General features: G+C 74.7%; 13 protein-coding genes. 4 read left to right on the top strand and 9 right to left on the bottom strand.

What is annotated here, in order from left to right; genetic code table 11:
- Window positions 1-110 precede the first annotated feature (110 nt).
- The 3 genes from ACZ7G1_RS35000 (at window position 111) to ACZ7G1_RS34990 (ending at window position 2,465) form a co-directional block, all read left to right on the top strand.
- Complete coding sequence (locus ACZ7G1_RS35000) at window positions 111-818, top strand: adenosylcobinamide amidohydrolase (RefSeq protein ID WP_470879072.1); 708 nt, start codon at window positions 111-113, stop codon at window positions 816-818.
- 40 nt (window positions 819-858) lie between these two features.
- On the top strand, window positions 859-1,818 hold the full coding sequence (locus ACZ7G1_RS34995) for a MerR family transcriptional regulator (protein WP_470879074.1): 960 nt from the start codon (window positions 859-861) through the stop codon (window positions 1,816-1,818).
- Between the two features lie 86 nt (window positions 1,819-1,904).
- Window positions 1,905-2,465, top strand: coding sequence for a GNAT family N-acetyltransferase (locus tag ACZ7G1_RS34990; RefSeq protein WP_470879076.1), 561 nt, complete (start codon window positions 1,905-1,907; stop codon window positions 2,463-2,465).
- A gap of 17 nt (window positions 2,466-2,482) precedes the next feature.
- Here ACZ7G1_RS34990 and ACZ7G1_RS34985 read toward each other — a convergent pair whose 3' ends face one another.
- From ACZ7G1_RS34985 to ACZ7G1_RS34950, 8 genes are all read right to left on the bottom strand, one after another.
- Window positions 2,483-3,145, bottom strand: coding sequence for an alpha/beta fold hydrolase (locus ACZ7G1_RS34985; protein WP_470879078.1), 663 nt, complete (start codon window positions 3,143-3,145; stop codon window positions 2,483-2,485).
- A gap of 254 nt (window positions 3,146-3,399) precedes the next feature.
- Window positions 3,400-4,773: a cryptochrome/photolyase family protein gene (locus ACZ7G1_RS34980; RefSeq protein WP_470879080.1), complete on the bottom strand. Its 1,374-nt coding sequence runs from the start codon at window positions 4,771-4,773 to the stop codon at window positions 3,400-3,402.
- A gap of 116 nt (window positions 4,774-4,889) precedes the next feature.
- Window positions 4,890-5,591: a DUF6230 family protein gene (locus ACZ7G1_RS34975; RefSeq protein ID WP_470879082.1), complete on the bottom strand. Its 702-nt coding sequence runs from the start codon at window positions 5,589-5,591 to the stop codon at window positions 4,890-4,892.
- On the bottom strand, window positions 5,588-6,202 hold the full coding sequence (locus ACZ7G1_RS34970; protein ID WP_470879084.1) for a hypothetical protein: 615 nt from the start codon (window positions 6,200-6,202) through the stop codon (window positions 5,588-5,590). The genes ACZ7G1_RS34975 and ACZ7G1_RS34970 overlap by 4 nt, the downstream gene beginning before the upstream one ends.
- Window positions 6,199-6,591, bottom strand: a complete 393-nt coding sequence (locus ACZ7G1_RS34965) for a DUF6114 domain-containing protein (protein WP_470879085.1) — start codon at window positions 6,589-6,591, stop codon at window positions 6,199-6,201. Before ACZ7G1_RS34965 ends, ACZ7G1_RS34970 begins: the two co-directional genes overlap by 4 nt.
- The gene (locus tag ACZ7G1_RS34960) at window positions 6,585-7,361 is read right to left on the bottom strand and encodes a DUF6230 family protein (protein WP_470879087.1); all 777 of its coding nucleotides are present in this window, start codon (window positions 7,359-7,361) and stop codon (window positions 6,585-6,587) included. Before ACZ7G1_RS34960 ends, ACZ7G1_RS34965 begins: the two co-directional genes overlap by 7 nt.
- Window positions 7,358-7,876, bottom strand: coding sequence for a DUF6114 domain-containing protein (locus ACZ7G1_RS34955; RefSeq protein ID WP_470879089.1), 519 nt, complete (start codon window positions 7,874-7,876; stop codon window positions 7,358-7,360). Before ACZ7G1_RS34955 ends, ACZ7G1_RS34960 begins: the two co-directional genes overlap by 4 nt.
- Window positions 7,877-7,994: 118 nt before the next feature.
- Window positions 7,995-8,675 carry a DUF6230 family protein gene (locus ACZ7G1_RS34950; protein ID WP_470879090.1) on the bottom strand — a complete coding sequence of 227 codons (681 nt, stop codon included), beginning with the start codon at window positions 8,673-8,675 and terminating at the stop codon, window positions 7,995-7,997.
- Window positions 8,676-8,809: 134 nt separating this feature from the next.
- Between ACZ7G1_RS34950 and ACZ7G1_RS34945 the strand changes: the two genes are divergently transcribed.
- Entirely contained in the window at window positions 8,810-9,412 is a 603-nt protein-coding gene (locus tag ACZ7G1_RS34945) for a TetR/AcrR family transcriptional regulator (RefSeq protein WP_470879092.1), read from the top strand.
- A gap of 3 nt (window positions 9,413-9,415) precedes the next feature.
- Here ACZ7G1_RS34945 and lepB read toward each other — a convergent pair whose 3' ends face one another.
- A complete protein-coding gene (gene lepB, locus ACZ7G1_RS34940; RefSeq protein ID WP_470879094.1) occupies window positions 9,416-10,024 on the bottom strand; it encodes a signal peptidase I in 609 nt (202 codons plus the stop codon).
- Window positions 10,025-10,109: the final 85 nt, after the last annotated feature.

Raw genomic sequence — 10,109 nt, 5'->3', positions numbered from 1 at the left:
AAGTCGAGGGTCCGCCAGGACGGACACATGCCTGACGGGCGCGCCCCCCTCGCGGCCGTTGCGGCCCGTGCGGCCCGTGGCCCGGCGGACACCCCGCGTTAGGGTGTGGGGTGCTCCCGCGAACCCTCCTCACCTGCCGCTCCCTCGCCGACGCAGCCCTGCTCTCCCACACCGAGCAGGGGCGGGAATGGCCGCTCCTGGTCTGGGTGCCAGGCCCCGGCGTACGGATGGTGTCGAGCGCGGTCCTCGGCGGAGGAATCGGCGAGCGCGCCTGGGTGCTCAACGCCCAGGTCCCGCCCGGCTACGGCCGGCTCGACCCCGTGGCCCACCTCCGCGAGCTCGCGTCCGGCGCGGGGCTCGAAGGACCCGGCGTCGGCCTCATGACCGCCGCCTCGGTCGCGGACCGGCGGTACGCCGAGGACGGCGGCGCCCGGGCCGTGGTCACCGCCGGCATCGGAGTACGCGGCTGGGCCGCCGCACCCAGCGCGGGCAACCTCGTACCCCCGCGCCCGGGAACGATCAACATCATCGTCTCGCTGCCCGTCCCCCTCACCGACGCCGCCCTCGTCAACGCGGTCGCCACCGCCACCGAGGCCAAGACCCAGGCCCTCGTCGAACTCGGCGCCGACGCCTCCGGCACCCCCACCGACGCCGTCTGCGTCGCCGCCCCCACCCCCACCGGCCCCGACACCCAGGCCTTCGCCGGACCCCGCTCCCTCTGGGGCGCCCGGCTCGCCCGCGCCGTCCACCGCGCGACCCGCGCCGCCTGCGCGGAACTCCTGACGGCCGAGGCCGCCGAGGCCGCCGGTCGGGGCTGATCGGCGCGAGCGCACCGTCCGCGCGTCGTAATCTGAACCCATGTCCGACACGACAGCCGGCCCCGGTGTCACGACCGGCACGGTGGCACGGCACCTCGGGGTCTCCCCCACCACCCTCCGCTCCTGGGAGCGGCGGTACGGCATCGGCCCCGCGGCACGCGAGGGGGCCCGGCACCGGCGATGGACCCCGGCGGACATCGCGCTCCTGGAGGAGATGTGCCGGCTCACGGCCTCCGGAGTGCCGCCCGCCGAGGCGGCCCGAGCGGCGCAGGGGACCCGGCGGCCCGTCGCCGTACCCGACGCGCCCCCCCGGTCTTCCGGCTCCCGCTCCGGCTCCGGCCTGCCCCTCGGCGACGTACGCCGTGAGTGCCGTGGCCTGGCCCGGGCCGCCGTACGCCTCGACAGCCCGGCCGTGGACGCCCTGCTCCGCGAGGCCATCGCCGAACACGGACTCGTCACCGCCTGGCAGGAGGTGATGGCCCCGACGCTCCACGCGGTGGGACGGAAGTGGGAGACCTCCGGGGACCGGTACGTCGAAGTGGAGCACCTGCTCTCCTGGCACGTGTCGACCGCCCTCCGCCGGACCGTCCCCGCCGGTCACGGCCCGCCGTCGCCCGCCTCCCCGATCCTCCTCGCCTGCGTCCCCGGCGAGCAGCACACCCTGCCCCTGGAGGCCTTGATGGCCGCCCTCGCCGAACTCGGCCTGCCGACCAGGATGTTCGGTGCCGCCGTCCCCGCCGAAGCCCTCGACGCGGCCGTGCGGCGGACGGGACCCGCCGCGGTCGTCCTCTGGTCCCAGGCGCGCTCCACCGCGCACCACGCGCTCGCCCGGCACGTCGCGGGCAGCGCGTTCGGTGTCAGCGGCGCCCGGACGAGCCCCCTGGTGCTCCTCGCCGGACCCGGCTGGGCGGGCCGCGCCCCGGAGCCGGGCATGGCGCGCCCGAGTGGCCTGCCGGAGGCCCTCACGCTCCTGGGCCGCACCCAGGGCGCCCAGCCCTAGACGGACGGCCTGCCCCGGGCGCCCCGCCCCGGTCACGCGTCCGGAATCCGGATGCGTACGGCCCGCCTCCCCGGCACCATGGCCCAATGGAACCCCTGCTCGACGTGCCCGAACTCCCCGCCGCCGACGGATTCACGCTGCGGCCGTGGCGGCTCACCGATCTCCCGCTGGTGCGGGAGGCGTCGGAGGACGAGTACATCCCCCTCATCACGACGGTCCCGAGGGCGTACTCCGGGCCGGAGGGGATCGCGTTCGTCGAGCGGCAGTGGGGTCGGGCGGCCGTCGGCACGGGATACCCGTTCGTCATCGTGGCGCCCGAGGGCCGTCCCGTCGGCAACGTCGGGCTGTGGCTGCGGCCGGAGCCCGGTCACGCGTCGGTGGGCTATTGGGTGGTCAAGTCGGCGCGTGGGCGCGGCGCCGCGCTCACCGCGCTGCGGGCCGTCGCCGACTGGGCCCAGCGTGACCTGGCGATCCCCCGGCTCGAACTCCAGGTCGAGCCCTGGAACACGGCTTCCGTACGGACCGCCGAACGCGCGGGCTTCCGCCGCGAACGGCTCGTCCCCGACGGCGTGCGGCTCGCCTCCGGCTACCGGGACGCGTACCTCTACGTACGCGCGCGCGAGGACGGCGGAAACGGCACCGCGTAGGAGCGGTCCCGGTCGCCTCAGCCGTGGGAGAGCAGCGCGGCGGTGAGTTCGGCCGCGCGGCGGTGCCACACGCCCGCGCCCCGGAGCATCGCGTGGCCTCCGGCCGGCATCGGAATGCCGGCCGCGTCGGCGCCCGCGGCCCGCGCCCGCCGGACGAAGTCCCAGGACTCACGGGCCGAGGTGACGCGGTCCGCCTCGTCGTGGAGGAGGTAGAGCCTGCGCCCGCCGAGGTGGTCCACGGGTTCGCCGCTGGGGCACCAGGGCGCGAGGGCGACGACCCCGCGGACGGCCGGATCTCCGGCGGTACGCAGCGCCGCGCGGCCTCCCATGGAGTGCCCGAGCAGCACGACGGGCACCGGCCCCACCTCCTTGCGCAGCCGTGCCAGCGCGGCCTCCGCGTCCCGCGCCGCGTCGGCCCGCTCCCCGTTCCAGCCGCGTCGCTCGTACCTCACCTCGGCGACCAGGACGTCCCGCCCCCGGACCGCACGCGTCACGGCCGTGACGAAGGGCCTCATCCGCAGCGCGGGAAGATTCAGCGCCGGCGGCGGCTCCATCGCGTCGGCCCGCCCTCCGTGCAGCACGAGAACGGCCGCGCCGGGCACCCCCGGCGCACTGCGCACGACCAGCCGGCCCCCCTCGGCCCGGCCCCCCTCGGCCCGGCGCGTCCGACACCTCGTCATCGCCCGGCCACCCCGCTGGTGCGAGCCGCCGTGCGGGCCCCGTCACCGGGCCGCTGCGCCATGCGCCCTCCCTCGATCTCCTGCCGCTCCCCGCCCTCGGCGGTCCGCTCCCCCACGGGAAGCCGGGCATCGGACCCGCAGTCTGTCAGGTCACCGGGGCCGCCGGATACGGCCCCCGTGTTACGGCCGGCGGCCACCGCGCGGCCACTGACAGCGGCCAGGAACCGAAGGCGACGGAGTCCACGGCCCTGAGCTCAGTCGCGGCCCCGGGCTCGGCGGAAGCGGCCGAGGCCGTCGGCGAGGTCGATGAGGGGGTCGGGGTAGTCGTAGGCGGCTCGGTCGAGCCCTTGGAGGCGCCAGGGTTCGTGGATGGAGGGGGCGGGGAGGGCGGCGAGTTCGGGGACCCAGCGGCGCACGTAGGCGCCGTCGGGGTCGTAACGGCGGGCTTGGAGGACGGGGTTGAGGACGCGGTGGGGGCGGGTGTCGGTACCGGTGCCGGCGACCCACTGCCAGTTGAGCTGGTTGGCGGCGATGTCGCCGTCGACGAGGAGGGAGAGGAAGTGGCGGGCGCCGTCGCGCCAGTCGAGGTAGAGGGTCTTGGTGAGGAAGGAGGCGGCGAGCAGCCGGCCGCGGTTGTGCATCCAGCCCTCGTGGGCGAGCTGGCGGAGGGCGGCGTCGACGACGGGATAGCCGGTGCGGCCCTCCTGCCAGGCCTGGAGGTCGGCTTCCGCTTCCTTGCCGCGCCGCCAGTGGTCGAGCCGTGGCCGGTAGTCGTCGAGCGCGGTTTCGGGGCGGGCGGCGAGGACCTGCTGGTGGAAGTCGCGCCAGCAGAGTTGGCGTACGAAGGCCTCGGCGCCGGGGCCGCCGCGGGCGCGGGCCCGGTGGACGGCCTCGGTCGCGGAGAGGGCGCCGAAGTGGAGGTACGGGGAGAGGCGGGAGGTCGTGTCGCCCGCGAGGTCGTCGTGGCCGGTCTCGTAGGCGTCGGCGTGCCGCAGCAGCCAGGCGCTCAGTCTCCGGCGTCCCTCCGTCTCCCCGCCGGTGGCGAGGCCCTCGGAGACGCCGGTGACGGAGGCGCGGGCGGGCAGCGCGTCGGAGCGCGGGTCGGGGGGCACGCGGAGGGACCGGGGGGCGGCGAGGGGCGCCCGGAGCGGTTCGGCGGACCAGCGTCTGAAGTAGGGGGTGAAGACGGCGTAGTGGTCGGAGCCCTGGGGGGTGATGTCTCCGGGCGGTACGACGGAGGTCACGGCGTCGTGGACGTACAGGCGGCACCCGTCGGACTCCAGGGCCCGCCGCAGTCGCTCCTCCCGGCTCCGGGCGAACGCCGTGTGTCCCGCGGCGAGGTGGACCTCGCCGGCCTCCGTGCGCCGGACCACCGCGCACACCTCGTCCACGGTGTCCCCTGACCGCAGGACGAGCCGCCCGCCCCGCTGCTTCAGCCCGGCGTCGAGATCGGCCAGGCAGTCGGCGAGGAAGGCGAGCCGGTTGGGCGCCGCGAATCCCGCCCGGTCCACGGCCGGGTCCCGTACGAACAGGGGCACGACCTCGTCGGCCGCCCGGACCGCCGCGCGCAGCGGCGGATGGTCGTGGACGCGCAGGTCGGAGGTGTACAGGACGACGGAGACGGTCATGGCGTCCTTCCCGGGCTTCGGTCATCGGTCGAGTGGGTCACGGCCATACTTCCGTGCCGGTGGCACGGACGGATGCACCGGAACGCCGACGCGCGCCAGGGGATCTACGGCGGGATCTACGGCGTGCCCGGGGTGCCGGTGGGGGCGGCCGGGGCGGGGCAGTTCACGGTGCCGGGGCGGACGGAGAGCTTGAGTCGGGGGGTGGTGAGGAGGCCGGGGATCTGGAAGTCCTGGGCGGTGCCGACGATCCGGTCGAACTTGGCGTAGCGCGCCTGGATGCCGAAGCGGTGCTGCGGGCTGTTCAGGGGGTTGACGACGTACGCGCCGGTGGCGTCCTTGACGGTCTTCACGTCGGCGCCGTTGACGTTGAGGTCGACGACCCCGTCCATGTCGAGGACGCCGGTGGCGGCGCGCAGGTCGAGGACGGTGTTCTTGGTCCTGATCTCCCAGGAGCCGGGGTTGTCGTCGCCGAGGGTGAGGAGCAGCGTGTACGTGGCTCCCGCGATCTGCTGGCGCTGGCTGAGGCAGAGGCCGTTGAGCATGCCGTCGGCGAAGCCCATGCGGAGCACCCGTACGGTCGCGGTGGTGCCGTCGGGCCGTACGACGGCCTGGTCGACGACGGCCGCGGCGTACTGCGTCCCGTACAGACTGCTGGTGGTGAAGTCGACGGGCCGGTCCTGGATCTGGAGGCCGACGGCGAGCGCTCCGGTGGCCATGGCGGAGCCGATGCCGCCGGCGGCGGCGAGCGCGGGCACGGCGACGGCGAGGGAACGGCGCCAGTGGGTGCGTCCTTCGCCGGGGTGGCGGTCGGGGGTCATGGGGTGGTCACCGTGATGGTTCCGGGGAGGTGGACGGGGTTGTCGGTGGAGTTCAGGGCCGCGTGGTCGTCGACGGTGCGGATCGCGTAGATGTCGCCGGCGAAGTCCTCGGCCCCGGCGGTGAGGGGGATGAAGGAGCCGAAGAAGTCGAGCAGGCCCTGGACCCCGCAGATCTTGACGAGGACCCGGACGCAGACGTTGGTGATGTTCCCCCACATGGTGGTCGTCTCGGGGTTCCCCGCGCTGTCGTACCCGCCGAGGGAGCCCTCCCCGGGCACGTCGATGGTGACGGTGTGCCCGGCCGCCCGCTGGGTGACGTTCATGTGCGAGCGGATCTTGAGTTTGGTGAAGGTGTACTGGGTGGTGGTCCGCGTCGTGCCGTCGGAGAGCCGGATCGTGACGTTCTTGTCCACGGTCATGGAGACGGCGACCATGCTGTCGATGGTGACGTGCAGCGGGTCGGGCGAGGGCAGGAAGGGGACGCCCAGCGGTTCGGGCGCGGCGCTCGGAGCGGAGGCGCTGCTGGGCTGTCCCGACCAGACGGCGGTGGCGACCGCGAGCGCCAGGGCGGCGGGCAGCGCGACCGCCTTGCGCCGTGCCCGGCGGGTCACCCCTCCACCGCCGCACGGGCCCGGCGCGGGCGTTTGGCGCCCCAGCCGACCAGCATCGAACCGCCGAGGACTCCGAGTGCCATGCCGAGGAGGAATCCGCCGAGGTTGGAGACGACCAGCGAGACGACCGCGAGCACCGCGCCGATGAGCCCGAAGGTGTACCGCTGGGCGGGCAGGGCGATCGGGATGAGCCCGCAGAGGATCATCCCGCCGCCGACGAGGTAGCCGGCCACTCCCCCGAAGCCGGTGCTGACGATCAGCTGGAGCGAGCTGAAGGAGAACTTGAGGACGGTCCAGCCTCCCGCGACCAGCCACACCCCGCCCCAGAACGGGCGGGTGCGGCGGAAGGCGCGGAACCAGCGGTACGCGGCCTTCGCCCGGCTCAGCATGTGGTGGCCGATCCCGCGACGACCCTGATCTTCAGGTCGGGCAGCACGAGCGCCCCGGCCATCTCGGCGTCGTAGGCGGTGGCGTTGAGCCCGTGCAGCTTGATGGAGCTGCCGCCCTCGCCGCCCGCCGAGCCGAGCCCGAACCCGCCGGGCAGCGCGCCCGTCAGCGGCTTTCCGGCCACGGTGACCTGGTCGGCGGACTGGCCGAGCACCGCGTTCTGGAGGGTGGTGGGGCCGTACGCCTGGAGTTCCGTGGCCTGGATGTAGAGGTTCGACGCGTCGATGTCCGTGGTGAAGGTGGCCGGCGGGGTGGCCGTCACCTTCTGGCCGCCGGTCAGGAGCAGCGAGTACGGCACTCCGGCGATCGTCTGGTGGACGATGCCGCACAGTCCGGCGAGCCCGGCGCTCGCGAAACCGACGCGCGCCATGGCGGTGTTGGTCGTCGACGTGCCGTCCGGGCGGCCCACGGCCGGGGTGTTGACGATGGCTCCGAAGCCGGTGCCCGCGACGCCGTTGGAGGTCAGGGTGAAGGGCTCCCCGGTGACGCTGAAGTTGGCGGCGAGCGCGCCTTGCGCGAGGGCGGTGCCGAGCGCGCCGATGGCGAGCACCGAGGGGACGAAGGCGAGCGCGCCGCGCCCCCAGCGGGTGCCGCGCCGGGTGCCGTCGGCCGCCTCGGCGAGCATCCGGGCGTTCCAGTCGGCGACGGCCCGCGGGCCGCTGGTGCGCACGAGGGTGAGGGACGGGCCGATGCGGCCGGTCATGCGTGTCATACGGATCCGCTCCCAACGGACACGGGGGGTACGGGCGTTCCGCCGGCGGTCCGGCGGCCGCGGCGCAGCGGGCCGCGCTTGCGTGCGGGCTTCTCGGGCAGCCAGGCGAAGGCCATGGAGCCGCCGAGGACGGACAGGATCATCCCGACGAAGAGGCCGCCGAGGTTGGACAGGGGGAAGGACGCGACGCCCGCGATCACCGCGATGACCCCGGCGGTGTGACGCTGGCCGGGCAGCAGCAGGATCAGCAGGGCCATCGCCATCAGGACGACCCCGCCGGCCATTCCGGCGATCCCTCCGACGCCGACCTGGAGGATCTTGCCGAGCGGCGCCATCGGCAGGAAGAAGATCACGAAGCCGCCGGTCCCGGTCCAGAGCGCGGCCCAGAACGGCCGGGTGCGGCGCCAGCGGCGGAACGCGAGGCGGGCGCGGCGCGGCCGGCCGGGGGCGGGCTGCGGGGACGGCTCGGTCGACTCGGTCGGGTCTCCGGGCTCCGGTGGCGGATCGATGGTCATGGCGGCCTCACAGCGATGGGTCGGGGGGTGGGCCGGGGCCCCGCGCGCGCGTACCGGTCGCGCGGAGTCCCGGCCCGTACGGGCGGTGGATGCGGTGCGGTGCGGATACGGGTGCCGGTCAGCAGCCCTTGTCGCCGTGGGCGATGCCGATGGCGAGGTCGGGCAGGGTGATCGCGCCGGAGATCGTGGCGCCGTTGGCGTCGGCGTTGAGGTTCTTGATGTCCGTGCGGCCACCGGTGGCGTCCAGGCCGAACTGGCCGGGGGTGCCGTCGTTGATGCCGGTGCCCTTGATGGCGGCGGCGTCGGCGGCGGCGCCGATGGTGTTCGGCGTGGCGTCGCTGGCGTTGAGCGTGGCCGTCGCGGCCTTGAGCGACTGGGCGTCCAGGACGAGCTTGTTCGCCTGGAGTCCGGCGCCCGCGACGAGCTGGTCGCTGGTGAGCGGGGTCGCCGCGGCGGGCGAGGAGATGTTCAGCGACCAGGTGCCGAGGTTGCCGATCACCGGGAGGTTGACGGACTGGACGGCGTGGACGCAGATGCCGTCGAGTCCGGCCTTGGCGATGCCGACCTCGGCGGCGCCCTTGGCCCCGCCGGCGTCGATGGTGTGCATGACGGCGCCGATGCCCTGGGGCGCGGCCACGGTCTTCGAGCTGAGGACGAAGGGGACGCTCGTCAGCGAGAGGTTCGCGGCGAGCGCGCCCTGGACCATCGCCGTGGCCATCGCCGCGACGGCGGCGCTCGCGGGCAGGGCCAGGAAGGCGGATCTGCGCCAGCGGGTGACGCCTCTGTTCTCGTTCTGCATGGGATCTCCAACCGTCGTGCCGCACTGGTCGAATGACACTTCGCGGCTGCCTGTTCGAGAATTGGACACTCTTAGACGGAGTGTCAACAGTTTGGACAAGGGTCGGGATTTTTGCGCTGGTCTAGGCTTGCCCGATGCCACGGTTCAGGGAGACGGTCCGGACACTGCTGCGCGAGCGCCTGCTGGACGCCGCGTACGAGGCGGTCGCGGACCGCGGCTTCGACAAGCTGCGCATGGCGCACCTGGCCGGGGCGGTCGGCGTCAGCCGCCAGACGCTGTACTCGGAGTTCGCCTCCAAGGAGGCGGTCGGCGAGGCGCTCTTCCAGCGCGAGCTTGAGCGCTGCCTCGTCGGCATCCAGGAGGGCCTGGACGCGCACCGGGACGACCTCCACGCGGCGGTCGAGGCGGCCGTCGGCTTCACCCTCACGCTGGCCGGCCGCAATCCGCTGATCAAGGCCATGCTGACCAGCACCGGCGAGGACGGACTCCTCCCCTATCTGACCACCCGCTCGGCGGCGGCCTTCGAGACGGCGACGGCGATGGCCGACGCCTACGTCACCGAGGCCTGGCCGACCGTCGACCCCTCCGCCCGCGAACTGGCCGTCGACGCCGCCGTCCGGCTGACCGCCAGTCACATCGTCCAGGCCGGCCCCTCACCGGAGGCGTCGGCCCGCCGCGTCGCGGACACCGTGGTCCGGGTCGCCCTGAGCACCGGCCACGAGAAGCTCCCCGAGTAGCTTTCACGGGCTCGGCCCCCGGTACTCCTCCAGGACCGGCCGGTTGCCGATCTCCCGCGCCGAGGTGACGGGAAAGGCCCGCAGCCCGACCCTTCCCTCGACGCGCCCGATCTCACCCCAGCCGTACATCCGCGAGTCGTCCGACAGGTCGGGGTTGTCGCCCAGATAGAAGAACGCGCCCTCGGGCACGGTCCGCAGCCCGGCCCGCGCCGACCGGCTGCCGTCCGGCCCGCAGCAGGCGCCCGTACGCCGGACCCGGTCCGTCCACTGCGGCGCCACCACCCGGTAGACGGGCCCCCGGCCGCCCTCCTGCAGGAGGACCTGGAAGGGCTCGTCCGGCGTGGACACGACGGCGACCCGGTCGCCCGGCAGCCCGATCACCCGCTTGACGAGCAGCGCGTCCCTGCCGGTGGCCCGCAGCAGCACCACGTCGAACCGGCGGGCCTCGCCCGCCGACCCCGGGGCGACGAGGATCCGGTCGCCCTGGTGGAGCGTGGGCGCCATGCTCGTGCCGTCGACCCGCACCCCGAGGGCGGTCACGGCCACTCCCGCGACGAGACAGAGCAGGACCCCGGCCCCGAGCACGGCACCGGCGACCTGGCGCGGCCTCACCGGCGGCCCTTGGGGTCCGGGGGCCGTCGCGCGCCGCCGGACCGGTCGATTTCGGTCATGGCGGGACGGTAGGACGGGCCGCGGA

The organism is Streptomyces sp. NPDC037273 (genome assembly GCF_055603625.1).
Note: the sequence above shows the minus strand (reverse complement) of the source record. Positions and strands in the feature narration are given on the sequence as shown.

Excerpts from the sequence above, each read along its gene's own strand:
- ACZ7G1_RS34995 (WP_470879074.1), top strand. The coding sequence starts at position 859 with ATGTCCGACACGACAGCCGGCCCCGGTGTCACGACCGGCACGGTGGCA.
- ACZ7G1_RS34990 (WP_470879076.1), top strand. The coding sequence starts at position 1,905 with ATGGAACCCCTGCTCGACGTGCCCGAACTCCCCGCCGCCGACGGATTC.
- ACZ7G1_RS34985 (WP_470879078.1), bottom strand. The coding sequence starts at position 3,145 with ATGACGAGGTGTCGGACGCGCCGGGCCGAGGGGGGCCGGGCCGAGGGG.
- ACZ7G1_RS34980 (WP_470879080.1), bottom strand. The coding sequence starts at position 4,773 with ATGACCGTCTCCGTCGTCCTGTACACCTCCGACCTGCGCGTCCACGAC.
- ACZ7G1_RS34975 (WP_470879082.1), bottom strand. The coding sequence starts at position 5,591 with ATGACCCCCGACCGCCACCCCGGCGAAGGACGCACCCACTGGCGCCGT.
- ACZ7G1_RS34965 (WP_470879085.1), bottom strand. The coding sequence starts at position 6,591 with ATGCTGAGCCGGGCGAAGGCCGCGTACCGCTGGTTCCGCGCCTTCCGC.
- ACZ7G1_RS34960 (WP_470879087.1), bottom strand. The coding sequence starts at position 7,361 with ATGACACGCATGACCGGCCGCATCGGCCCGTCCCTCACCCTCGTGCGC.
- ACZ7G1_RS34955 (WP_470879089.1), bottom strand. The coding sequence starts at position 7,876 with ATGACCATCGATCCGCCACCGGAGCCCGGAGACCCGACCGAGTCGACC.
- ACZ7G1_RS34950 (WP_470879090.1), bottom strand. The coding sequence starts at position 8,675 with ATGCAGAACGAGAACAGAGGCGTCACCCGCTGGCGCAGATCCGCCTTC.
- ACZ7G1_RS34945 (WP_470879092.1), top strand. The coding sequence starts at position 8,810 with ATGCCACGGTTCAGGGAGACGGTCCGGACACTGCTGCGCGAGCGCCTG.